This is a genomic window from Pantoea dispersa, from assembly GCF_019890955.1.
Lineage (GTDB): Bacteria > Pseudomonadota > Gammaproteobacteria > Enterobacterales > Enterobacteriaceae > Pantoea > Pantoea dispersa.
In genome coordinates this window covers 191591-215118 of sequence record NZ_CP082346.1, presented here as the reverse complement: position 1 = coordinate 215118, position 23528 = coordinate 191591, and the positions used below count along the sequence as shown (strand labels likewise).

19 protein-coding genes are annotated in these 23528 nt (G+C 59.4%); 9 read left to right on the top strand and 10 right to left on the bottom strand.

Annotated elements, in window-relative coordinates:
• Positions 1 to 23: 23 nt before the first annotated feature.
• The 3 genes from K7H94_RS00960 (at position 24) to K7H94_RS00950 (ending at position 5891) form a co-directional block, all read left to right on the top strand.
• Positions 24 to 2876 (top strand): autotransporter outer membrane beta-barrel domain-containing protein, encoded by a 2853-nt coding sequence (locus tag K7H94_RS00960; RefSeq protein WP_420874723.1) that lies wholly within the window; start codon positions 24 to 26, stop codon positions 2874 to 2876.
• A 148-nt stretch (positions 2877 to 3024) separates the two neighbouring features.
• Complete coding sequence (locus tag K7H94_RS00955; RefSeq protein ID WP_222951517.1) at positions 3025 to 4425, top strand: autotransporter domain-containing protein; 1401 nt, start codon at positions 3025 to 3027, stop codon at positions 4423 to 4425.
• Between the two features lie 338 nt (positions 4426 to 4763).
• Positions 4764 to 5891 carry a DDE-type integrase/transposase/recombinase gene (locus K7H94_RS00950; protein WP_227746447.1) on the top strand — a complete coding sequence of 376 codons (1128 nt, stop codon included), beginning with the start codon at positions 4764 to 4766 and terminating at the stop codon, positions 5889 to 5891.
• 242 nt (positions 5892 to 6133) lie between these two features.
• Here the strand turns inward: K7H94_RS00950 and K7H94_RS23275 are convergent, their stop codons facing one another.
• Complete coding sequence (locus tag K7H94_RS23275) at positions 6134 to 6289, bottom strand: hypothetical protein (RefSeq protein WP_420874722.1); 156 nt, start codon at positions 6287 to 6289, stop codon at positions 6134 to 6136.
• A 201-nt stretch (positions 6290 to 6490) separates the two neighbouring features.
• On the bottom strand, positions 6491 to 7675 hold the full coding sequence (locus K7H94_RS00940; protein ID WP_222951516.1) for a BaiN/RdsA family NAD(P)/FAD-dependent oxidoreductase: 1185 nt from the start codon (positions 7673 to 7675) through the stop codon (positions 6491 to 6493).
• A gap of 240 nt (positions 7676 to 7915) precedes the next feature.
• Here K7H94_RS00940 and pitA point away from each other — a divergent pair, with 240 nt between their 5' ends.
• On the top strand, positions 7916 to 9415 hold the full coding sequence (gene pitA, locus K7H94_RS00935; protein ID WP_021508108.1) for an inorganic phosphate transporter PitA: 1500 nt from the start codon (positions 7916 to 7918) through the stop codon (positions 9413 to 9415).
• A 78-nt stretch (positions 9416 to 9493) separates the two neighbouring features.
• Here the strand turns inward: pitA and uspB are convergent, their stop codons facing one another.
• A complete protein-coding gene (uspB, locus tag K7H94_RS00930) occupies positions 9494 to 9829 on the bottom strand; it encodes a universal stress protein UspB (RefSeq protein WP_010618665.1) in 336 nt (111 codons plus the stop codon).
• Positions 9830 to 10251: 422 nt separating this feature from the next.
• On the opposite strand from uspB, the gene uspA reads away from it, so the two are divergent.
• A complete protein-coding gene (gene uspA, locus K7H94_RS00925; RefSeq protein WP_021508107.1) occupies positions 10252 to 10689 on the top strand; it encodes a universal stress protein UspA in 438 nt (145 codons plus the stop codon).
• Between the two features lie 100 nt (positions 10690 to 10789).
• On the opposite strand, the gene rsmJ is transcribed toward uspA, so the two are convergent.
• From rsmJ to K7H94_RS00905, 4 genes are all read right to left on the bottom strand, one after another.
• Complete coding sequence (rsmJ, locus tag K7H94_RS00920; protein ID WP_058770936.1) at positions 10790 to 11554, bottom strand: 16S rRNA (guanine(1516)-N(2))-methyltransferase RsmJ; 765 nt, start codon at positions 11552 to 11554, stop codon at positions 10790 to 10792.
• An 8-nt stretch (positions 11555 to 11562) separates the two neighbouring features.
• Positions 11563 to 13605, bottom strand: a complete 2043-nt coding sequence (gene prlC / locus K7H94_RS00915; protein WP_058759342.1) for an oligopeptidase A — start codon at positions 13603 to 13605, stop codon at positions 11563 to 11565.
• A gap of 216 nt (positions 13606 to 13821) precedes the next feature.
• Positions 13822 to 15699 carry a hypothetical protein gene (locus K7H94_RS00910; RefSeq protein WP_222951515.1) on the bottom strand — a complete coding sequence of 626 codons (1878 nt, stop codon included), beginning with the start codon at positions 15697 to 15699 and terminating at the stop codon, positions 13822 to 13824.
• Between the two features lie 133 nt (positions 15700 to 15832).
• Positions 15833 to 16282 (bottom strand): flagellar basal body L-ring protein FlgH, encoded by a 450-nt coding sequence (locus K7H94_RS00905; protein ID WP_021508101.1) that lies wholly within the window; start codon positions 16280 to 16282, stop codon positions 15833 to 15835.
• A 336-nt stretch (positions 16283 to 16618) separates the two neighbouring features.
• Between K7H94_RS00905 and K7H94_RS00900 the strand changes: the two genes are divergently transcribed.
• Entirely contained in the window at positions 16619 to 17461 is an 843-nt protein-coding gene (locus K7H94_RS00900) for a 23S rRNA (adenine(2030)-N(6))-methyltransferase RlmJ (protein WP_222951514.1), read from the top strand.
• A 3-nt stretch (positions 17462 to 17464) separates the two neighbouring features.
• Here the strand turns inward: K7H94_RS00900 and rnz are convergent, their stop codons facing one another.
• Entirely contained in the window at positions 17465 to 18376 is a 912-nt protein-coding gene (rnz, locus tag K7H94_RS00895; RefSeq protein ID WP_058759345.1) for a ribonuclease Z, read from the bottom strand.
• Between the two features lie 130 nt (positions 18377 to 18506).
• Here rnz and gorA point away from each other — a divergent pair, with 130 nt between their 5' ends.
• Entirely contained in the window at positions 18507 to 19859 is a 1353-nt protein-coding gene (gorA, locus tag K7H94_RS00890) for a glutathione-disulfide reductase (protein ID WP_058770933.1), read from the top strand.
• A 141-nt stretch (positions 19860 to 20000) separates the two neighbouring features.
• On the top strand, positions 20001 to 20933 hold the full coding sequence (locus K7H94_RS00885) for a nucleoside recognition domain-containing protein (RefSeq protein WP_222951513.1): 933 nt from the start codon (positions 20001 to 20003) through the stop codon (positions 20931 to 20933).
• A 39-nt stretch (positions 20934 to 20972) separates the two neighbouring features.
• Here K7H94_RS00885 and K7H94_RS00880 read toward each other — a convergent pair whose 3' ends face one another.
• Positions 20973 to 21794 (bottom strand): SDR family oxidoreductase, encoded by an 822-nt coding sequence (locus tag K7H94_RS00880; protein WP_222951512.1) that lies wholly within the window; start codon positions 21792 to 21794, stop codon positions 20973 to 20975.
• A gap of 95 nt (positions 21795 to 21889) precedes the next feature.
• Here K7H94_RS00880 and K7H94_RS00875 point away from each other — a divergent pair, with 95 nt between their 5' ends.
• Positions 21890 to 22792, top strand: a complete 903-nt coding sequence (locus K7H94_RS00875) for a LysR family transcriptional regulator (protein WP_222951511.1) — start codon at positions 21890 to 21892, stop codon at positions 22790 to 22792.
• A gap of 1 nt (position 22793) precedes the next feature.
• Here K7H94_RS00875 and K7H94_RS00870 read toward each other — a convergent pair whose 3' ends face one another.
• Positions 22794 to 23435, bottom strand: coding sequence for a hydrolase (locus K7H94_RS00870; protein ID WP_021508093.1), 642 nt, complete (start codon positions 23433 to 23435; stop codon positions 22794 to 22796).
• Positions 23436 to 23528: the final 93 nt, after the last annotated feature.

The window sequence follows — 23528 nt, the reverse complement described above, 5'->3', positions numbered from 1 at the left end:
TTAATGGAACATATGTTCAGGAGATGCTGGATTCCGTCAGGGATGCCGATGTTGAAGACAGTGGCGCCGGCACCCTCGAATGGCGCGGTGATAGCATTATGCAGGATGGCAAAAGCTGGCAATGGCACGGGCTTAATCAGGCTCAGGCAGAAACCGCACCCGCCAGCGCCAGCAATGAACAGCTCGATGCCACCAAAGATCTGCGCTTTAACGGCGACGGCGGCATCATTGAGCTAGCGCAGTCGGTCAACCTCGGCGCAGGCTTGCTGCGTTTCTCTAACGACTACACCCTGCGCGCCGCAGGCAACAGCAACTTCAGTTGGGTCGGCGGCGGCGTTGAGGTCGACAAAGACAAAACCGTACTGTGGCAGGTTAACGGCCTGCAGGACGATGCGTTGCACAAAATCGGCGCCGGTACGCTGCACGTTAACGCCAGCGGCATCAATCCCGGCGCGCTTAACGTCGGCGACGGCACGGTCATCCTCGACCAGCAGGCCGACGCGCAGGGGCGCAAACAGGCGTTCTCCACCGTCACCCTTTTCAGCGGCCGCCCGACCGTAGTGCTCAACAGCGCCGATCAGTTAAGCACTGACAACATCCGCTTCGGCTATCGCGGCGGTACGCTGGACGTTAACGGCCACGATTTGACCTTCGACGATATCCTGCACAACGACAGCGGCGCGCGCATCGTTAATCGCAGCCAGACGCTGGCGCATCTCGATCTCACCGGCGATAACCGCCTGTTCCTCGGCGAGCTGGGTGAAGCGGACTCACGCGATAACCTCAACGTGACCACCCATCAGCGCTGGCAGCTGGCGGGCGGCGCGCAGCTTAATCAGCTGGCGGTGGCCGACGGTGTGCTGACGCTGAGCGGCGAGCAGGTTGAGCATGCCGGGAAAGTGTTCTTTGCCAATGACTGGCAGGACAAAACGTATCACATCAACCAGCTGCAGGTGGCGCAGGACGCCGCGCTAACCGTCGCTGAGCACGCTCACGTTACCGGCGATATCACGCTGGCCGACAAGGCCACGCTTAACGTGCTGGGCCGATCCACGCTGGCCGGCGACATCAACCTGAGCGGCACCGCTTCCAGCCTGATTGCCGATATCGCGCAGTACGTCAGCACGCTGGGCGAGCTGGCTTCCACCATCAGCGCCAATATCAGTGGCCAGGGCAGCGTGATTAAAAGCGGTGACGGGCGGCTGACGCTGAGCGGTGACGTCAGCAACCAGCAGGGCGTTAAGGTGCAGCAGGGCGAGCTGGAAGTGAGCGGCCGGCTGCATACGCCGCTGAACATGGCCGCCGGCACGCTGCTCTCCGGCGGCGGCGTCATCAATCACGCCAGCCTCGCCGATAACGTCACGCTGGCACCGGGCTGGAACAATGCGCCAGACAGCTGGTCGACCATGCGCCTTGGCGATCTGCACCACGGGCGCGACACGGCGCTGGTGCTGAACTCCGCGTTCCGCCAGGACGCCAGCGATCGCCTGCTAATCGATGGCGATCTGCAACAGCCGGACGATGCGCCGCTGTGGCTGACGGTAAAACCCCAGGCCAGCTGGATCGATAGCGATCGCAACCACAACGGCGCAGCGGATAACAATGAAGGTGTGTCGCTGGTGCAGGTCGGCGGCCAGGCGCACGCCGACAGCGTCCAGCTGGCTGGCAGCTATGTGGCGCGCGGCGCCTGGGCTTACGGTCTGTACGCCTTCGCACCGGGCCGCGCCAGTGGCGATGAGCGTCTGGTGGCGGGCGAAGGGGATCAGTTCTGGGATTACCGCCTGCAAAACATTCTGCTGGCGGAAGGGGATAACCGCGAACCTTATCTGCCGGAGCCGGAGCCTGAACCGCAGCCGGAGCCTGAACCGCAACCCGATCCAGAACCACAGCCGGAACCGGAAAATCCGCAGGTGCCGCAGCCAGAGCCAAAACCGGAGCCGGGCAAGGTGCGCGCGGCGGTGATTCCGCAGGTGCCGGCCTACATCTCGCTGCCCGCCGCCTTCCACAGCGTGACACACAACCTGCAAGCGCTGTTCAGCAGCAGCGCGCAGCAGGCGGGCGCAGAGGGGCGTCCGGATCTGTTTGTGTCCGGCTACACCGGTGACGACCGCTATCACAGCGCGGGCGGCTTTATGGATTACGGCTACGATTTCCACAGCCGCTATCAGGGCTGGATGATTGGCAGCCGCTTCCCGCTGCAGTCCGCGCTGGCGCTGAGCGTCGGCGTCAATAAAGGCAACCTGAGCATCACGCCGGAAGCGCGCGACGGCAACAGTCACGCCCGCATTGATACGCTGGGCGCCAGTGCGCTACTGAGCTGGCAGCCGGATCAGGGCCTGCAGCTGGCCGTGCCAGCAGGCGTGATGCAGTATCGCGGCAGCGTCAGCACTGACCTGCGCGGTAACGTGACGCAGCTGAAAGCGCGCGGCGCGAACCTCGGGCTCGACAGCGGCTGGCGCTGGCAGTCCGGCGCGCATGCGCTAACGCCGGTGGCCGGCGTGAATGCGCAGTGGCTCGATATCAATGATTTCACCGACAGCGATGGCGCACAGGTCAGCTACCGGAATCCGCTGCAGTGGCAGCTCTCCGGCGGCGTAAAATACGACTTCCGCCTCAACGAGAAGCTGAAGCTGGGCGCGGAAACGCGCTACGTGCAGCGCATCAGCCAGCGCGATCGGGTAGCGATTGGTGACGGCCTGCAGGCGGCGCACTTCGCCACCGGACGCGGCGGCAACAGCCTGCAGTACAGCGGTTACGCCGGCTGGCAGGTGCTGGATAATCTGGAGCTCAACACCCAGCTTCAGGGCCAGCAGCGCCTGACGCAGGAAGGCATCAGCGACTGGAATCTGCAGGCCGGTGTGAAAATCAGTTTTTAATCACGGCTCTCATCACGCATCAGCCCGGGACATGTCTTACCGGGCTTTTTTATGCTTTTCTGAAAAAAAACCAGACAAAACTTAATTGCCACGTTAGTCGGTCGCTTTAGGTTTGCGATTCTCGCTATTTTCATCCATGGAAGAGAATATGAAACTTACCCCGCTGACGCTGGTGATCAGTACGTTCTGTTATAGCCTTCCTGCATTCGCTGATGAGCGCTACCCTGCATTTTCACCATTACAAAAAAATAACGTTAACGCTGCGAATATTCCGTTTCTGCCAGAGCCTTCGTCTGGCCAGACAACCCAGGAAATCCCTGAGCTGCCGCTGCTTGCCCAGGTCAGCCGCCAGACTGGCGAAGGGATTAAACAGCTTGGGAAAATGATCGCCCGCGGCTCGTGGTTTGATGAGATCAATCCGGCAACCTCGGGCCTGGTGCGATCCAATGTGCTGGCCGGCAATAACAGCCATCATTTGTGGTATTACCGGTTACAGACCATGGTCCTGACCGGGGAGAAAGATGAAGGATTGCCGAATATTAATAATCCTGGCATCGTGGCTCCGATACCCGACCCCGGTAAAGGCGAAACTGTCATATTGCCGCCGCCACCGCCGCCTGAGCCGGAACCGCCACAGCTCACACCTGCGCCACAAATCCCGACCTACCTCGCCCTGCCCAACATGCTGTATGCCCTCAACGACGCCATGCAAACCCGCTTCCACTTCGCTGCCCAACAGATGAGCATGGATGATCATCACAACCTGTTTGTGTATGGCTATAGCGGCGGCGAGCGTTATCGCAGTGCGCAGGGCGATAGCGATGCCACCAGCCGCTATCAGGGCTGGATGCTGGGTGCGCGCTGGACGCCTGAAGCGGAACAGAGCCCGCTGGCCTTCAGTGCGGGCGTGCACAAAGGCGTAGCGACTATGCTGTCGAATACGGCGGCCGGGCGCAGCCAGCTGCGTATGCAAACCCAGGGTATTAATGCGCTGATCGGCATTCAGCCGCCTGAGGGTTGGCAGCTGGAGATACCGCTGGGGCTGACGCATTATCGCGGCACCTTACGCCATGAAACCCAGGGTGAAGTGGCGCGGATCAGTGCCGTTAGCGGCAATATCGGCGCAGAAGCGGGCTGGCGCTGGCTGCAGGATGCGCATAGCCTGATGCCGCTGGCCGCAGCCGGTGTGCAGTGGCTGCATGTTGCGGATTTCACCGAGCAACAGGGGGCACAGGTGAACTATCAGCTGGCGCCGCAGTTCAGCCTGGCTGGCGGGGTTAAGTATGATTATCAGCCGCTGTCGTCAGTGAAGCTGGGGCTGGAGGCGCGTTATGTCTGGCACAGCGGCAGGCAGAATACGCTGGATGCCGGCGATATGCGTGGATTGCCGATTGAGCGCGCCCGTCACAGCGCCCAGCTGGGTGGTTACGTCCGCTGGCAGCTGCATGAAAACGTGGAGGTCGGCACGCAGTTGCAGGTGCAGCAGCGGCTGGATCGCCCCGGCGTGAGCGACTGGAATGTACTGAGCGGAGTGAAAATGGCGTTTTAAATTAATAATAAGGGAAGCGGTGGTGAATGGCTGGCGATGGATGGTTTGGTCGCCATAAATGGCGCCCCTACAACGATGCGGGACATGTTTTGTCGTCAGGCGCATTCATGCGCATCTGTGGCAAGGTTGCACAGCATCGTAGGGTGCGCATTCATGCGCACCGGTGTGAATCGGTGGATACATTCATGCACGTCTGTAAGCAGGTTGTACAGCATCGTAGGGTGCGCATTGAGGTACAAACCGGCCACATAGGTAACACTTTAGACCGGGCACATGGGTAACAGTTATAAACGGCATAGCAGAGGAGACTCACTATGCCCTGGACTGAGACTGTTACCATGCAACGCCTTGAATTCATCCTCGCCTGCCAGGCAGGCGGGGAATCCATGACGCAGCTGTGTCACCGCCACGGCATCAGCCGCAAAACCGGCTACAAGTGGCTCAGCCGCTTTAACCCCGGCGAGCTCTCCTCGCTTGAAAATCTCTCCCGCGCCCGCCATCTCCAGCCCGATAAAATCGCCCCCGACATCACCGCGCGCCTCGTTCAGTTCCGCCAGCAGCACCCCGACTGGGGGCCAAAAAAAATCCGCCACTGGTTCCTCAGCAACGGCGCTGACTTCAGCGTCCCTGCCGCCAGCACTATCGGCGACCTGCTGAAGGCGGCGGGAATGGTTCAGCCGCGGACGCCGCGCAAGCGAACGCCGGGCAACCTGCGCAGCCTCACGACGCCCGTGAGGAATAACCACGTCTGGAGCGCTGATTTTAAAGGGCGCTTCCGCCTGAAAGACGGCAGCTGGTGCCGCCCCTTCACGCTTACCGATAACCACAGCCGCTACCTGCTGTCCTGCGAGCCGGGCACGTCGGAGACCACGGTGTTCGTGCGCGGCTGCATGGAAAGGGCCTTCCTGGAAGGCGGGCTGCCCGACGTTATCCGCACCGACAACGGCTCGCCCTTCGTTGCGCCGGGCATTCTCGCGCTGACGCAGCTGAGCGTGTGGCTGATAAAGCTGGGGATACAGCCGGAAAGAACCGCGCCGGGCTGTCCGGGGCAGAACGCCCGCCACGAGCGGATGCACCGGTCGCTGAAGGTCGCCATGAGCCACCACGACGTCTTTGGCTCGCTGCCGGAGCAGCAGGCGTGGTGCAGCGGATGGCGGAACGAGTTCAATCAGGAAAAGCCGCATGAGGCGCACGGGCAGCAGCCGCCCGCGAAAATATGGACGCCTTCACCGCGAAGATGGGACGGAAAAGTGCCGGAGGTGGGCTATCCGGAGGGGGCGAAGCTGTACAAAGTCGGTGAAAAAGGCGACCTGAGGCTGAACGGGCGAACCTTCCTGAGCGCGGCGTTACGGGGGGAATACGTGCGGTTCCTGGAAGTGGACGACGGCATTGACGTCATCCTCTTCGACAGGCTCATCCTTGCGTATTATGACCGGGCAGAAAAGCGTATTATCCGGATCGACTGACCACAAAAAGTGTTACCTGTGTGCCCGGTCTGATCTGTTACCCATGTGCCCGGTCGTACCTTCATGCGCACCGGCGTGAAGATGAAAATGTTTTATTAGATAAACGCCATTGCGCAATAAATTTCGCCGCTACCCCCGTGCGGTTATCAGCGGCATCACATGGAACGGATATCTGCATTATCCCGTCACACAAACCGTAGCGGCGCGATATATCGCGCAATTTCAATGACCGCACCGCGCCATCACGACGCCTGCAAATAATGCACTACCGACTGGTTCAGCGTGTCCAGTTTCTCTTCCAGCAGGAGAAGCCCTTCGCGGATGACCTCCTGATCTTCAGCGCTTTGGCAGGCGCGCTCGATCTGCCCGCACAGATCGTCGATCTCGCCGGCATAAATGATCTGCGCCGATCCGCCCAGCCGATGCAGCGATGAAGCCAGCGCCGGCCAGTTCCCTCTCCCGCGGGCTCAGGGGCACCAGGACCAGGCGATGCTCACCGGTAACCTCCCGATGAGCAGTCGGGGATCTTCTCTACTGAAGCGGAGAAGATCAAGACATAAGGGTTAGGGTGAGGGAAAAACCACTCGACTATTAAAAAATTAAACCGCCTGCGCGCACGCCCACGCCGAGCTCCACGCCCACTGGAAATTGTAGCCGCCGAGCCAGCCCGTCACGTCCACCACTTCGCCAATGAAATAGAGCCCCGGCACATCACGTGCTTCCATGGTCTTAGACGACAGCTGCGTGGTATCCACGCCGCCCAGCGTCACCTCGGCGGTGCGATAGCCTTCGGTGCCGTTTGGCTGCACGCGCCACTGGTGCAGCGTGGTCACCAGCTCGCTCTGCTGCTTGCTGTTAAGCTGCTTCAGCGTCACGTCGGGAATCTGCTGCAGCTCCTGCAGCACTTCCACCAGCCGCTTCGGCAGGATCTTCGCCAGGCTGTTTTTCAGGCTGAGGTTGGGATGCGCCGCGCGCTGCACGTCGATAAAATCGTCCAGCGCGGTCTCCGGCGACAGGTTGACAGTGACAAACTCGCCCGGCTGCCAGTAGCTGGAGATCTGCAGCACCGCCGGACCGGAGAGGCCGCGGTGGGTAAACAGCATCGCCTCTTTAAACAGCGTGCCGTCCTGAGCGGTGATGGTAGTCGGCAGCGCCACGCCGGAAAGCGTGTTCAGCTGCTCCAGCAGCGGCTTATGCAGCGTAAATGGCACCAGCGCGGCGCGCGTCGGATGGACGCGCAGGCCAAACTGCTCCGCCACTTTATAACCGAACGGTGTTGCCCCCAGTCCCGGCATCGACAGACCACCGCTGGCGATCACCAGCTTATCCGCGCGAACCGCCGAGCCATTCAGCTGCAGCGTGTAACCGTCGTCGTCGCGCGCCACGTTCAGCACTTCGCTGCGCAGTCGCAGCGTCACCTGGCCGGCTTCACACTCCTTCAGCAGCAGATCAACAATCTGCTGCGCCGAATTATCGCAGAACAGCTGGCCGAGAGTTTTCTCGTGCCAGGCGATGCCGTGACGATTAACCAGATCGATGAAATCCCACTGGGTGTAGCGCGCCAGCGCCGATTTGCAGAAGTGCGGATTATGCGACAGATACGCCGCCGGTTCGGTGTACAGATTAGTGAAGTTGCAGCGGCCGCCGCCGGACATCAGAATTTTGCGCCCCGCCTTCTTGCCGTTATCCAGCAGCAGCACGCGACGGCCTAATTGCCCGGCCTGCGCCGCGCAGAACATGCCGGCCGCGCCTGCACCAATAATGATAACGTCAAACTTTTCCACTGCCTTAACCCACCTGATTGAAAGGCGCTGATTGTAGAGATCTGCGGCTTTTCGCGCCAGCGACAAAAAATTGCCGTAAATGTGTCATATTGTAACTTGCTCATTTTGCGGTCTTTTTGCCATTAATTACCTGCCGGATGACAAATTTAAGACAAAAAAGAGCTATATTTTTCTTTCCCATAGCGCACGTTGTCGCAGATAATGCGCCGCGTTCATGTCCTCCAAAATGGCGTAACGTTTATGCTACATCTGTTTGCTGGTCTTGACCTAAGCACCGGCCTGTTATTGGTTCTTGCTCTGCTGTTTGTGTTGTTTTACGAAGCAATCAACGGCTTTCACGACACTGCCAACGCGGTCGCTACAGTCATTTACACCCGTGCGATGCGGGCGCAACTGGCGGTTGTGATGGCCGGTGTGTTCAACTTCTTAGGTGTGCTGCTCGGCGGTTTGAGCGTGGCCTATGCCATCGTGCATATGCTGCCAACCGATTTGCTGTTGAATGTCGGTTCGGCGCATGGGCTCGCCATGGTGTTCTCCATGCTGCTGGCGGCGATTATCTGGAACCTCGGTACCTGGTATCTCGGCTTACCGGCGTCCAGTTCACACACGCTGATCGGCGCTATCATCGGTATTGGTCTCACCAATGCGCTGATGACCGGCACATCGGTGGTGGATGCGCTGAATCTGCCGAAAGTCATCAATATTTTCCTCTCCCTGATTCTGTCGCCGATTGTTGGTCTGATCATTGCGGGTGGCCTGATTTTCCTGCTGCGTCGCTACTGGAGCAGCACCAAAAAACGGGCTCGCATCCACATGACGCCCGCTGACCGCGAGAAGATCGACGGCAAGAAAAAGCCGCCGTTCTGGACACGTATCGCGCTGATTGTCTCCGCCATTGGCGTGAGCTATTCGCACGGTGCCAACGACGGTCAGAAAGGCATCGGCCTGATCATGCTGGTGCTGATTGGCGTCGCGCCGGCGGGCTTTGTGGTGAATATGAATGCCTCCGGTTATGACATCACCCGTACGCGCGATGCGGTGAATCATCTGGAGCAGTATTACCAGCAGCACGGCCAGTCGCTGACGCACATCGTGCAGATGGCGCCACCGGCGGTGCCGACGCCGGAAGAGTCGCTCGGCGGCCCGCAGGAGTTCCATTGTGATAGCTCCCGTGCGCTCGATGCGATTAACCGTGCGCAGGGTCTGCTGGGTAATCTGCAGAGCTACAGCGATCTCACACCTGACCAGCGCGGTCAGATGCGTCGTCTGCTGCTGTGCATCTCCGACACCGCGGACAAAGCCGCTAAGCTGCCGGAGACCAGCGCCGACGATAAGCGCTTCCTCAATAAGCTGAAAGGCGATCTGCTCGGCACCATCGAGTATGCGCCGGTATGGATTATCGTGGCGGTCGCGCTGGCGCTCGGCATCGGTACCATGATTGGCTGGCGCCGCGTGGCGACCACCATCGGCGAGAAGATCGGTAAAAAAGGCATGACGTATGCGCAGGGCATGTCGGCCCAGGTAACGGCGGCGGTGTCGATTGGTATCGCCAGCTACACCGGGATGCCGGTTTCGACCACGCACATTCTGTCATCGTCGGTTGCCGGTACCATGCTGGTGGATGGCGGTGGGCTGCAAAGCCGCACCATCAAAAATATCGCAATGGCCTGGGTATTCACCCTGCCAGTGTGTATTTTGCTGTCTGGCTCGCTGTACTGGATTGCGCTGAAGCTGATTTAACGCTTCAGCGTTGCAGGGTTCTGTCGTGGTGCGTTGCGAATACAACACAGCGCGCCGCGACAGAACCCGCTCCCCCTCTCAGTGCCAAATCGCTAAGGCGATCAGGCTCACCACCACCAGAAAACACAGCCCGCTGGTCAGAACAAACTGACCGCGTACCCGCTCGCAGCGACGAATAAATTCATCGTCGTGATGATCGCGATAGCGTTTCTCCCAGATATAGCGCACCAGCCGCACCTGCTTGCTCGGCTGACCGTGGGACGTAAAGAAACCGGCACCATCAACATACTGATACAGCAACGGATCGCACCCGCGCAGCACCGCCAGCAGTGAGCGCAACGATGAGAAGTAACGTGCCATATTCACCAGACAAACCACACACAGAGCCCAAAAAAGCGCGATAGTGCTGATCATGTTCCCCTCCCGGCTGGAGCCGCAATGACGTTACGTGCAGCGGGGAAAAGCTGCAGACGCCCCACGGGAAATAAGCCAGCCACAGATGAATCGAATTGCATTGTTGTTATGCGGACCTGAGCGCGCTACCCGGACGGGAGTGGCCCTCATTTTCAGTGTAGGAGATCTGTTTAAATTTTTTCCAGCGATGATTTTCGTTCAGCGCGAGCGAAAAAAGCGATAACCCATGATCTGACTCACAGCCGGGCTTCGGTTTGCAGCATTTGCTACCCACTCTGGCTATACTCGGGATATAACAATTATTCGCCTGCGTGGCTGACATTGTGGTTGGTGGCGCTTCATCGCCGTTACGCGCAAAGGATTACGCCAGCCGAACGGCAGAAATTCGGGTTGCCCCAGAATCTTGAGAAAGGAGTTTTATCATGGCTTATAAACACATCCTGATTGCAGTAGACCTTTCCCCGGAAAGCCAGTTACTGGTTGATAAAGCGGTATCACTGGCCCGTCCTTATGATGCAAAAATCTCGCTGATTCACGTTGATGTGAACTATTCAGATCTCTACACCGGGCTGATTGACGTCAACCTCGGCGATATGCAGAAGCGTATTTCGGAAGAGACACACACCGCGCTGCGCGAGCTTTCCACCAACGCCGGTTATCCGATTAGCGAAACCCTGAGCGGCAGCGGCGATCTCGGCCAGGTGCTGGTGGACGCGATTAAAAAATACGATGTCGATTTGGTGGTGTGCGGCCATCATCAGGATTTCTGGAGCAAGCTGATGTCATCAGCGCGCCAGCTGATTAATACCGTGCATATCGATATGCTGATTGTGCCGCTGCGCGATGAGGAAGAGGAATAACCGCGAGGCGTGGGGTCGCCGGGACCGGATTCGGTCGCCATCAATGGCGAACCTGCAATGAACATAAACGCTGTAGGGTCGGCATTGATGCCGACCTGTTTTATTGCCGCACCGCCTGAACCAACGGCGGATAAATATCGAAACGGTGGCTTTTGGTCACCACCGCTGATTGGGTGGCGACGCCGGCCAGCGGCGGTGCGTAATCCGGGCGCTTCACCACGATGCGCTTCTTCGCCAGACGGCGCGCCGGTTCGAGCAACGCATCGGCATCCTCGTCCGGCCCCACCAGCGACTGAAACACCCGCATTTCCTTCTTCACCAGCGCGCTTTTCTGCCGGTGCGGATACATCGGATCGAGATACACCACGTCCGGTGCCGGCGTGATATCACTCAGCGCCTGCTGACTGACCACATGCAGCAGCGTAAGGCGCTCGCGCAGCCAGCCGCCGATCTCCGCATCTTCATAGCCACGCCGCAAACCATCTTCCAGCAGCGCCGCGACCACCGGATGGCGCTCCAGCATGCGCACGCGACAGCCCAGCGCGGCCAGCACAAAGGCATCACGCCCCAGCCCCGCCGTCGCGTCCACCACGTCGGGCAGGTAATCCCCTTTGATGCCCACCGCTTTCGCCACCGCTTCGCCGCGTCCGCCGCCAAATTTGCGCCGGTGCGCCATCGCGCCGGAAACGAAATCGACAAAGATGCCGCCGAGCTTCGGCTCGTCCACTTTCCGCAGCTCCAGATGCTGCGCTGTCAGCACCAGCGCCAGCGTGGCGCTGTCATCCTGCTCCAGCCCCCAGCGCTGCGCCAAATGTAATAAGGCGCCGTCTCCGGCGCCTGTTTCATCCACTAAACCGATCTTCACAAGCAGGCTTATCCCTGAATTCCGTAGTGTTCCAGCATCGCATCCAGCTGCGGTTCACGACCGCGGAAGCGTTTGAACAGCTCCATCGGCTCTTCGGAACCGCCGCGCGTCAGGATGTTGTCGAGGAACGACTGACCGGTCTGACGGTTGAAGATGCCCTCTTCTTCGAAGCGCGAATACGCATCGGCAGCCAGCACGTCGGCCCACAGATAGCTGTAGTAACCCGCCGCGTAGCCACCGGCAAACACGTGGCTGAAAGCGTGCGGGAAGCGGCCCCACTCCGGGCTCGGCACCACGGCAACCTGCTTTTTCACTTCACGCAGGGTTTCGAGGATTTGCGCGCCCTGCGCCGGATCAAACTCGGTATGCAGACGGAAATCGAACAGGCCGAACTCCAGCTGACGCAGAATGAACAGCGCCGCCTGATAGTTCTTCGCCGCCAGCATTTTATCCAGCAGCGCTTTCGGCAGCGGCTCACCGGTTTCGTAATGGCCAGAGATAAACGCCAGCGCTTCCGGCTCCCAGCACCAGTTTTCCATAAACTGGCTCGGCAACTCGACCGCATCCCACGGCACGCCGTTGATGCCGGACACGCCCGGCGCTTCGATGCGCGTCAGCATGTGGTGCAGACCGTGGCCGAACTCATGGAACAGCGTGGTCACTTCATCGTGAGTGAACAGCGCCGGTTTGCCCTGGACCGGACGGTTGAAGTTACAGGTCAGGTACGCCACCGGCTTCTGCAGGCTGCCGTCGGCTTTACGCATCTGCCCGACGCAGTCATCCATCCACGCGCCGCCGCGCTTGTGCTCGCGCGCGTAAAGGTCGAGGTAGAAGCTGCCACGCAGCTCGCCGCTTTCGTCGAACAGGTCGAAGAAACGCACGTCCGGATGGTAAACATCCACATCGGTACGCTCTTTGGCGGTGATGCCATAAATACGCTTCACCACTTCAAACAGACCGTTCACCGCGCGTGATTCCGGGAAGTACGGACGCAGCTGTTCGTCGCTGATGGTGTACAGATGCTGCTTCTGCTTCTCGCCGTAATAGGTGAGATCCCACGGATTCATGTCATCCACGCCAAACTCTTTTTTGGCAAAGGCACGCAGCTGCGCCAGCTCTTTTTCACCCTGCGGACGCGCGCGTTTAGCGAGATCGTTCAGGAAGTCGATCACCTGAGACGGGCTTTCCGCCATTTTGGTCGCCAGCGATTTGTCGGCGAACGAGTCAAAGCCCAGCAGCTCGGCCAGCTCGTGGCGCAGTGCCAGCTCTTCCGCCATGATTGGGCCATTGTCCCATTTACCGGCGTTCGGGCCCTGATCGGAGGCACGGGTGGAATAGGCGCGATACATCTCTTCACGCAGCGCGGCGTTGTCACAGTAGGTCATCACCGGCAGATAGCTCGGGATATCCAGCGTCAGCAGCCAGCCTTCCTGCTGTTTGGCTTCCGCCTGCGCTTTGGCTGCGGCCAGTGCGCTCTCCGGCATGCCCGCCAGCTCGGCTTCGTCGGTGATCAGTTTGCTCCAGCCCATGGTGGCGTCCAGCACGTTGTTGCTGTAAGCCGATCCCAGTTCGGAGAGGCGCGCGGCGATCTCGCCATAGCGTTTCTGTTTCTGTTTATCGAGGCCGATACCGGACAGCTCAAAGTCGCGCAGGCTGTTATCCACCGCTTTCTTCTGCGCGGTATCCAGCTGTGCGTAGCTCTCGCCCTCACGCAGGTTGCGATACGCCTGATACAGGCCTTCGTGCTGGCCCACCCAGGTGCTGTATTCGGACAGCAGCGGCAGCGTCTGCTCATAGGCTTCGCGCAGTTCCGGGCTGTTTTTTACCGAGTTGAGGTGGCTGACCGGCGAGAAGATGCGGCCCAGGCGATCGTCCACTTCTGCCAGCGGCTGGACTAAATTTTCCCAGGTGTAAGGCGCGCCCTGCGCCACTACGCGCTCCACCGCTGCGCGACAGTCGTTCAGCGCTTCAGTTACAGCGGGAACCACGTGCTCAGGTTTGATGGCGGAAAAAGGCGGTAGCGTAAAAGGCGTGAGTAACGGATTGGTCATAAGCGCAGTCCTTTCATCATGGAGTGGGGCCGCGCGCAGGGGCGCGACGCAATTTTACTAACATGCGGCCAGACGAGGGGAAAATCAATGCCACCCGCAAGGGCAGACAGAAAAACGCGCGATGAATCGCGCCGCTACAATAAGTGCACGTATCGGAAGCGGCGCGATTCATCGCGCAATGTTGAAAAAAAAGCCCGCCAGACGGCGGGCCAGAGGTTATTTGATGGTCAGCTGATAATGGATCACATCATACGGCGCGACCCACGGTGGCAGCGGCTCGCGCTCGTAAATATCTTTCGCCAGCGCCCAGCCTTCCACTGCGCCGCCTTTACCGGTCAGCGACATGCCTTCCTGCAACAGTGGCGGCAGGCTGTCGTTGAACGGCACCTGATCGTGCGAAAAATCATTGATTACCTTGCCGCTCAGGGTGGTGACCCGGACGCTGACCGCCGCCTGCTGGTCCGGCAGCAGTTTGCCTTTCACGCTTTTCACCGCAAACCACTGCATGCCGAGATCTTTCTTCAGCGCTTTACGCTTCGCCACTTTCTTGTCCAGCTGCGCGTAACCTTTTTCAATCAGTGCGTTCAGTCCTTTGCCAATGGAGGCCTGCATGGTGGCGTAACGGCGCGCCATCTCTTCGCCATCAAGCAGCGAATCACCGCTTTGCAGCTGGGTGGTTAAGCCGGCAATCAGCTGATCCATACTGATGCTGAGGCCGATGTCTTTGACCATCTGCAACTGCACCACCGCATTGCTGGCGATGAACTGACCCAGCGTGTAACCATCGCGTTCGGCATCGCTTTTCGGGGCAGAAATTTTTGGCGCGGCGGCCGGTTGCTGCTTCGCCGCCTCCAGTTCCCGCGTCAGCTGCGCCAGGTTGTGCGCCTGCTGCTGTTTTTCGCTATCCAGCGCGGCGAGTTGTTTTTCGCGCTCGGCCTGCTGCGTCTGCAGGGCGGTGAGCTTCTTCTCGCTTTCCGTCTGCTGAGACTGTAACGCTTTCAGCTGTTTGTCGCTTGCAGTCTGCTGCGCGGCCAGTTTTTGGGCGCTTTCAGCCTGTTGTGCGCTGAGCTGCTTTTTACTCTCAGCCTGCAGCGCCGCCAGCGCCTTCTCGTTTTCTGCCTGTAAGGCCGCCAGCTTTTTGTCACTTGCCGCCTGCTGGGCGCTGAGCTGCTTTTTGCTCTCAGCCTGCAACGCCGCCAGCGCCTTGTCATTTTCTGCCTGTAAGGCCGCCAGCTTTTTGTCACTTGCGGCCTGCTGGGCGCTGAGCTGTTTTTTGCTCTCAGCCTGCAACGCCGCCAGCGCTTTCTCGTTTTCGGCTTTCAGCGCTTTAAGCGCGTCGACGCTCTGGGTGGCCGCCGCGCGCGCGTCACTGAGCTGCTTCATCAGTTGGGCGCTGCCGGTGCTTTGCTGCTGCTGAGCCTCTTTCAGCGCCTGCTGCAGCGTGGCAATGTTTTTCTCCTGCTGCTGCTTCTCCGCGCTGAGCGCTGCCAGCTTTTTGTCGCTTGCCGCCTGCTGGGCGCTGAGCTGTTTTTTGCTCTCAGCCTGCAACGCCGCCAGCGCTTTCTCGTTTTCGGCTTTCAGCGCTTTAAGCGCGTCGACGCTCTGGGTGGCCGCTGCGCGCGCGTCGCTGAGCTGTTTCGTCAGCTGGGCGCTGCCGGCGCTTTGCTGCTGCTGTGCCTCTTTCAGCGCCTGCTGCAGCGTGGCGATGTTTTTCTCCTGCTGCTTCTTCTCCGCGCTGAGCGCTGCCAGCTTTTTGTCGCTGGCAGCCAGCTGCGCCTTTAACGCATCGTCCGCTTTCACCGCAGGTGCCGCAGACAGCTTTTCCAGCTCCGCCACGCGGGCGCGCAGACGCGTCAGTTCCGCACTGTGATCGGACGCTGTTGCGGCTTTTTTCTCTGCCTTGCTGACGGTTTTCGTCGCCGGTTTAGCGGCCGGTTTTGCAGGTGGCTGTGGTTTTGCTGCCGGTGCCGGCGGCAGGGTGCGCGCGGCTTCGCTGAACGCGCGCAGCATGTCATCATCAGCCGCTGACGCGGCCTGTCCGGGTAGCAGTAAGGCCGCGCTAATCAGCACCGCCAGCAGATGACGCTGTGTCATCAAAACCTCCAGTCGCGGCTCCTTGCCGCTAAGAAAACAAAAGGCCTCATCTCAATATGTTAATTGAGATGAAGCCATCCACCGCGCGAGGTTGTCGCGCTGTTAAAAAAGGGGTCGGCTTACGCCGTTATTGTTAACCGGCCTGGCGAATAATCAGCTGTGACAGACGGGTTTTAATGCGGAAGCACAGTTCACGGATCTGGAACTGATAGCGCGGCATGACTAAATCGTTAATATCCGCGCCAATCGAATCTTTAATCTGCAGATATTTGTTGGTCTGCGCGCCAATTTTCTGGAATTCCGCCTGGTAGCTGTCGTAAGACGCCTGGCTGTAGAGGCGCATCGCATCCAGCTCTTTACGGCACTGCTGAATGTTGCTGGCGCGATCGTCAGCGAACGAGGCAGCGGCCGGCTGGGCTGGCGCTTCGGTTACAAACGGCTGGCCGTCAGGCCGTGCAGCGGATTCAGCCATCGGCTGAGCGTCGGCGGCGGGCGGCGTTACCAGGCTATGAACAGGCTGTTGTTTCGCGCAGCCGGCCAGTGCCAGCAGGCTTGCCACCGCGATACCAGTCATTTTTTTCATTATTGTCACCAGGAGTTATTAAGGATGCTTGAAGCAAAAAATTATACGGCCATGGCCGAAAAGTTTCCTTGCCAGAGACGCATTCCTGGCATTTCGCTCGCGACCGCTTCGTTTTCGGCTACTAACTTACTTAATCTGCGGTAAAATTTCGAGAGTCGAATTATCCCTAAGTGAAATTAGTTCTCTACCAGACCGGTCGCATTCCGCTAAAGCGACCCGGGCGCTGAAAACTTAAGCGGATGGTAAAACGTCAGCAATTTTTATGCGGCGCGGCTATAATCGCGCCACACACGATCTATTCGACTTCATTGATCCAACCGCGGACCCCTCTTTTTTATGCTGAGTTATCGCCACAGTTTTCATGCCGGCAACCACGCCGACGTGCTGAAACACACCGTTGAAAGCCTGATCCTCACCGCCCTGATGGAGAAGGAGAAACCTTTCCTCTATCTGGACACCCACGCCGGTGCCGGACGTTACCAGCTGAGCGGTGAGCACGCCGAACGTACCGGCGAATATCTGGAAGGCATTGCGCGTATCTGGCAGCAGCCGGACGCACCGGCGCTGCTGAAGCCCTATCTGGCGGCGATTCGCAACCTTAACCCAACCGGCACGCTGCGCTATTACCCTGGCTCGCCGCTGATCGCCCGCCATCTGCTGCGCGACGAGGATAAGCTGCAGCTCACCGAACTGCATCCGACCGATTACCCGCTGCTGCGCAGTGAGTTCAGTAAAGATGCGCGCGCCCGCGTTGAACGCGCGGATGGTTATCAGCAGCTGAAGGCCAAACTGCCGCCACCGACCCGTCGCGGCCTGATCCTTATCGACCCGCCGTACGAAATGAAAAGCGATTATCAGGATGTGGTGAAAGGCATTCAGGAAGGTCACAAACGTTTCGCCACCGGTGTCTATGCGCTGTGGTATCCGGTGGTGTTGCGCCAGCAGATCAAGCACATGCTGAAGGATCTGGAAGCCACCGGCATCCGCAATATTCTGCAGATCGAGCTGGCAGTACGTCCGGACAGCGATCAGCGCGGCATGACCGCGTCCGGGATGATTGTCATCAACCCGCCGTGGAAGCTGAAAGCGCAGATGGAAGAGCTGCTGCCGTGGCTGCACCAGAAGCTGGTGCCCGCCAGCACCGGTCACTACAGCGTGACGCAAATCGTGCCGGAATAAGCGCTACACCTCAAATATCGCAAAATCATGCGCCAGTTCGGTGGCCGGAAACACCGACTGGCACTCAGCCAGCAGCCTTTCCCGATCCTGCGATAAATAGCGCGAGCTAAAGTGCGTAGCGATCATGCGTTTTGCACCAGCGCGCTGTGCCACGCTGGCCGCCTGCACTGTCGTGGAGTGGCCGCGCCCGTTGGCTTTTTCCGCCATCGCCGCTTCCAGCGTGGTTTCATGCACCATCACATCGGCGTTCGCCGCCAGCTGCAACGCCACCTCGGTAGGGCCGGTATCGCCGAAGATCGCCAGCACTTTGCCTTTGGTGGCCGGGCCAAGATAGTCGGCGCCGTTGATCTCGCGGCCATCTTCCAGCGTGATGCGTTTGCCCTGTTTCAGATCCTGATACCACGGGCCGCGCGGCACGCCTTCCGCCTTCAGGCGCGGTGCGTCTAGGAAGCCCGGCTTATCATGCTGTTCGATGCGGTAGCCATAGCACTCGACCACGTGGTTTAGCGCATAAGCAGTGACGCGAAACTCACCGTTATCCAGCACCGGACCGGCTTCGATCTCGACAATCTCCAGCGGATAGCCGGTATAAGAGCCACTCAGGCTGAGCGCGGTCTCGACAAACTGGCGCAATCCTTTCGGACCGTACAGCGTCATCGGCTCGGTCAGGCCCGCCATCGAACGGCTGGTGAGCAGCCCTGGCAGGCCAAAGATGTGATCGCCATGCAAATGGGTAATAAAGATTTTTTCCAGCTTGCCGGGCTTAAGCGCCGATCGCATAAACTGATGCTGCGTCGCTTCGCCACAGTCGAACAGCCAGGTCTCGCCGCGTTTCGACAGCGTCAGCGCAATGGCGGTGACGTTACGCTGCAGGCTGGGCGCGCCCGCGCCGGTACCAAGAAATGTCAGGTGCATGATAAGTTCCTTTAAGCCAACCCCTTGCCGGCATTCAACCCTATTACATACATAGGTGCAAACTTTGCGCCGGTAACTGAAGCGGCGTTACACTCTATGCCAGTTTTCCTCCAACAGATGGACACAACGGATGACCAGACATTTTGATTACCTCGCCATTGGCGGCGGCAGCGGCGGTATCGCCTCCATTAACCGTGCGGCGATGTATGGCCAGAAGTGCGCGCTGATCGAAGCGAAAGAGCTGGGCGGCACCTGCGTCAACGTCGGCTGTGTACCGAAGAAAGTGATGTGGCATGCGGCGCAAATCGCTGAAGCAATTCACCTGTACGGTCCGGATTACGGCTTTGATACCACCGTTAATCGCTTTGACTGGTCAACGCTGGTGAAAAACCGCAGCGCCTACATCGACCGTATCCACACCTCGTACGACAATGTGCTGGGTAAAAACCAGGTAGAAGTGATCAAAGGGTTCGCGCGCTTTGTCGATGCCCACACGGTGGAAGTGAACGGCGAGACCATTACCGCCGACCATATCCTGATCGCCACTGGCGGTCGTCCCAGCCATCCACAGGTGCCGGGCGCAGAGTACGGCATCGATTCCGACGGCTTCTTTGAACTGGAGGCGCTGCCAAAACGCGTTGCGGTGGTAGGCGCAGGCTATATTGCGGTAGAGCTGGCCGGCGTGGTGAATGCGCTGGGCGCAGAAACTCACCTGTTTGTGCGTCAGCATGCGCCGCTGCGCAGCTTCGACCCGCTGATTGTTGAGACGCTGGTGGAAGTGATGCAGGCGGAAGGTCCGACGCTGCACACCGAATCAATCCCGAAAGCGGTGATCAGGAATGCTGACGGCAGCCTGACGCTGCAGCTGGAAAACGGCCAGCAGCAGACGGTGGATTGCCTGGTGTGGGCGATTGGCCGCGAGCCCGCCACCGATAACCTCAACCTGGCAGTGACCGGTGTGGCGCTGAATGACAAAGGCTACATTCAGGTCGACAAGTTCCAGAACACCAACGTCAAAGGCATCTATGCGGTAGGTGATAACACCGGTGCGGTCGAGCTGACGCCGGTGGCCGTGGCGGCAGGCCGTCGCCTGTCCGAACGCCTGTTTAATAACAAGCCGGACGAGCATCTCGACTACAGCAACGTTCCCACCGTGGTGTTCAGCCATCCGCCGATTGGCACCGTCGGTCTGACTGAGCCGCAGGCGCGTGAGCAGTATGGCGACGACCAGGTGAAAGTGTACAAATCGTCGTTCACCGCCATGTATACCGCCGTGACCCAGCACCGTCAGCCGTGCCGCATGAAGCTGGTATGCGTGGGGCCGGAAGAGAAGATTGTGGGTATTCACGGTATCGGCAACGGCATGGATGAGATGCTGCAGGGCTTTGCGGTGGCGCTGAAGATGGGTGCCACCAAAAAAGACTTCGACAACACCGTGGCAATTCACCCGACGGCGGCGGAAGAGTTCGTCACCATGCGCTAACACCGCCTCAGCGCCATCATCACAGCCCCCGCCTGGGGGCTTTTTTGTTTGCTGACTACTCAACAGCGCGCATACCCGCTATGATTTTTGCTTTGCTGGCCCGGTGGCCAGCGTTTTGCGGTAACGGGACGACGTCAGCACGTGAATATCATCAGCATAATTATGGAGTCGGGCAAAGCCGCGGTCGACGTCGCGCTTTACACCCTGATTCCCATCATGGTGGTGATGCTATTCATCATGAAATACCTCGAAGTGAAAGGCGTGCTGGATTTTGTCGTGCGCCACGCCACGCCGTTACTGAAGCCGCTGGGGATTACCGGCCTGGCGCTGTTCGCACTCATCCAGTTAAATTTTGTCAGTTTTGCCGCACCGCTCGCCGCGCTGGCGATCATGGAGAAGCGCGGCACGTCAGACCGCCACATGGCGGCCACGCTGGCGATGCTGTTTGCGATGGGCCAGGCCAACGCCTTTTATCCGCTGATTCCTGACGGGCTCAACTGGAGCGCCGCGCTGCTGTTCTCTGTCAGCGGCGGCGTGCTGGCGGCCGCCTCAACCTATCACTTTTTTGCCCGCAAACTTTCCGATGTCGCGCTACGCGATGAAGACCAGGGCGTGGAGAACAGCGACGCGAAGCCGGGGCTGATCGCCATCATCAACACCTCGGGTGCCGACGCCATTCGCCTCGCGCTCGGTTCGCTGCCGATGCTGATCCTTTCGCTGTCGGTGGTGGGCATCCTGAAAAGTGCCGGCGCCATTGAGCTGCTGACGCAGCTGCTGGCACCGCTGTTACACAAACTGCATATCGCCGAGGTGTATGTGCTGCCCGCGCTGACCAAATGCCTGGCCGGCGGCACCGCCTATTACGGCGTGGTTGCCGGTCTGGTCGAACAGGGGCAGTACAGTGCGCACAACATCAACGCCTCGGCAGGCCTGCTGATTCAGACCTTCGACCTGCCCGGCATCGGCATTTTCCTCGGGCTCTCCAGCCGTTTTCCGCGCCTGTTCCGCTTCGCCGTGCCCGGCATTTTGCTCGGCATTGCGCTGCGCGCCACGGCGCACAGCCTGCTGTTCTGATGCCGGTTTTCCGGTCAGGATTTTGCCGCAGCAACAGCCTTACGCATCCGCGCCAAACGCCAGCGCTTTCTGCGCGCGCAGCTCTGCCAGCCGGGCTTCCAGCGCGGCTTCGATGTGCTGATAGGCCGTGCTGCCGAGCGCCAGCCGCAGCGGCATCGTTTCCTGATCCAGCGTCGCCAGCGTGGCCGCCACGCATTTTCCGGCATCACCCAATATAGCAAAGTCACCCGCTTCAATCGCCCGACGCAACTGACCGGATGCGTTGTCACGATAGGCGTCGAGCGGCGCGGCGATATCCAGCCCGCTGGCGAAGTTGGTGACGGTCGGGCCCGGCTCCACCAGCAGCAGCTCGATGCCAAAGCTGGCGACTTCCTGGCGCACCGCTTCGACAAAACCTTCAATGCCCCATTTGCTGGCGTGATACAGGCTGAAATTGGGATACGCCACCTGACCGCCCTCGGACGAGATCTGCGCAATGCGGCCACCGCCCTGCTGGCGCAAATGCGGGATGACAGCGCGAATCAGCTGGATCGATCCGGTGAGATTGGTGGCGATCTGGCGTGCAATCTGCGCGTCGCTGAGCTCTTCCGCCGCGCCAAACAGACCGTAAGCGGCGTTGCTTACCACCACATCAATACGTCCGACGCGGGCAAAGGCGGTGGCGATGGCCGGTGTGATACTGGCCGTTTCGGCCAGATCCAGCCGCATCACCAGCAGCCGATCACCATATTGCTGCTGCAAATCGGCCAGTGCCTGCTCGCGGCGCACCGTTGCCACCACGCGATCGCCACGCTCAAGTAAACGTTCACTCATCAGTCGGCCCAGTCCGCTGCTGGCACCGGTAATTAACCAGGTTTTCATTTTGCGCTCCTCATGTTGAAAACCTGATGATAGATCGCTTTACTGGTGGTCATAATCTCCCCAATCGCACATGACCTGGTGAGGAAATACCACCAATGAAACGCCCCTCCTGGCACGAACTGCAGGCGATCAAAACGCTGGGCGAGCAGCGCAGCTTTCGGCGCGCCGCCGAGCTGCTTGGCCTGAAGCGCTCTTCGCTCAGCCACCTGGTGAAAACGCTGGAGCATAACCTCGGCGTGCAGCTGTTTCAGCGCACCACACGCAGCGTGTCGCTGACCGACGCCGGTGAGCAGCTATTACAGCGCCTCGCGCCGCTGCTCAATCAGATGGATGAGGTGCTGCACGACGTCAGCCTGAGCCGCCAGCAGCAGTACGGTACGCTGCGCATCAGCGCCAGCGATGTGGTGATTGGCCTGCTACTGGATCAGGTGGTGCCCGAGTTCAGCGCGCGCTATCCTGGTATTCAGCTTGATTTATCCGCCCAGGGCGCGCTGGTAGATATCACCGCCGCCGGGTTTGATGCCGGCATCCGTCTGATTGAAGATGTGCCGCAGGATATGGTGGCTATTGCGCTCGGCGGCCCGCTGACCTTCGTTACCGTGGCCTCGCCCGACTATCTGGCGGCGCACGCGCCGGTGCGTCAGCCGCAGGATTTACTGCAGCAGCAGTGTATTCGTCATCGCCTGCCCGGGGGCAAACGCTATCGCTGGGAGTATCAGAGTGCGGAAGAAAGTCTGGAGATTGACGTGCCGGGTACGCTGACGTTAGACAATAACGCGCTGATGGCGCGCGCGGCCATCAACGGTTCAGGGATTGCGTTCGTGCCTTCACTGTACGTTAGCGAGGCACTGCAGCAGGGGAAATTAGTGGAGCTGCTGGCCGACTGGCGCATTCAGTCGGCGGGAATCGCGCTGTGGTTCCCGCCGAACCGGCATCAGTCGATGGCGCTGCGACTGTTTATCGACGCATTAAAAATCCGCCTGCCGCATCACCGCTGAATCAGCCCTGACGCTGCGGCGCTTTGTGCACCATGGTGTAGGCGTAGTCGACGCCCATGCCGTAGGCACCGCTGTGCTCACGCACAAGATCCATCACTGCATCGTAGGTCTCTTTGCGTGACCAGTCGCGCTGGTACTCCAGCAGTACCTGCTGCCAGGTCACCGGCACCGCACCCGCCTGCACCATGCGCTGCACGGAACGTTCGTGCGCATCAACACTGGTGCCGCCGGAGGTATCGGTCACCACATACACTTCATAACCGGCTTTCAGCGCCATCAGGGCCGGGAAAGTCAGGCACACTTCGGTCCACAGCGCCGAGATGATCAGTTTTTTACGGCCGGTTTTCTCTACCGCCTCGACAAATTTCGCGTCTTCCCAGGAGTTCATGGAGGTACGCTCAATCGGCTTCGATTCCGGGTGCACCGCCAGCAGTTCTGGCCAGATGTAGCCGCTGAAGCTTTCCGTTTCTACCGAGGTGTAAATCACCGGCACGTCGAAAATTTTCCCCGCTTTCGCCAGGGCGACGGTGTTATTTTTGAGCTGCTGGCGGTCAATATTGGCGACACCAAACGCCATCTGTGGCTGGTGGTCGATGAAGATCAGGGTTGAGTTCTGTGGGTCAAGCAGGTCGAGTTTAGACATGATAGTTTCCTCTAAAGTGGTTTTAAATTTGTGTGTTGTGCTGCTGGAATAAACTTTAGAGGAAGCGCGGACAAAGAGATAACGCAAAGAATT

What these genes read in the sequence shown, in the direction of transcription:
- K7H94_RS00950 (WP_227746447.1), top strand. Translation starts at nt 4,764, where the DNA reads ATGCAACGCCTTGAATTCATCCTCGCCTGCCAGGCAGGCGGGGAATCC.
- rnz (WP_058759345.1), bottom strand. Translation starts at nt 18,376, where the DNA reads ATGCACCTGACATTTCTTGGTACCGGCGCGGGCGCGCCCAGCCTGCAG.
- gorA (WP_058770933.1), top strand. Translation starts at nt 18,507, where the DNA reads ATGACCAGACATTTTGATTACCTCGCCATTGGCGGCGGCAGCGGCGGT.
- K7H94_RS00880 (WP_222951512.1), bottom strand. Translation starts at nt 21,794, where the DNA reads ATGAAAACCTGGTTAATTACCGGTGCCAGCAGCGGACTGGGCCGACTG.
- pitA (WP_021508108.1), top strand. Translation starts at nt 7,916, where the DNA reads ATGCTACATCTGTTTGCTGGTCTTGACCTAAGCACCGGCCTGTTATTG.
- K7H94_RS00955 (WP_222951517.1), top strand. Translation starts at nt 3,025, where the DNA reads ATGAAACTTACCCCGCTGACGCTGGTGATCAGTACGTTCTGTTATAGC.
- K7H94_RS00905 (WP_021508101.1), bottom strand. Translation starts at nt 16,282, where the DNA reads ATGAAAAAAATGACTGGTATCGCGGTGGCAAGCCTGCTGGCACTGGCC.
- K7H94_RS00870 (WP_021508093.1), bottom strand. Translation starts at nt 23,435, where the DNA reads ATGTCTAAACTCGACCTGCTTGACCCACAGAACTCAACCCTGATCTTC.
- K7H94_RS00960 (WP_420874723.1), top strand. Translation starts at nt 24, where the DNA reads ATGCTGGATTCCGTCAGGGATGCCGATGTTGAAGACAGTGGCGCCGGC.
- K7H94_RS00900 (WP_222951514.1), top strand. Translation starts at nt 16,619, where the DNA reads ATGCTGAGTTATCGCCACAGTTTTCATGCCGGCAACCACGCCGACGTG.
- K7H94_RS00875 (WP_222951511.1), top strand. Translation starts at nt 21,890, where the DNA reads ATGAAACGCCCCTCCTGGCACGAACTGCAGGCGATCAAAACGCTGGGC.
- prlC (WP_058759342.1), bottom strand. Translation starts at nt 13,605, where the DNA reads ATGACCAATCCGTTACTCACGCCTTTTACGCTACCGCCTTTTTCCGCC.
- uspB (WP_010618665.1), bottom strand. Translation starts at nt 9,829, where the DNA reads ATGATCAGCACTATCGCGCTTTTTTGGGCTCTGTGTGTGGTTTGTCTG.
- K7H94_RS00910 (WP_222951515.1), bottom strand. Translation starts at nt 15,699, where the DNA reads ATGACACAGCGTCATCTGCTGGCGGTGCTGATTAGCGCGGCCTTACTG.
- uspA (WP_021508107.1), top strand. Translation starts at nt 10,252, where the DNA reads ATGGCTTATAAACACATCCTGATTGCAGTAGACCTTTCCCCGGAAAGC.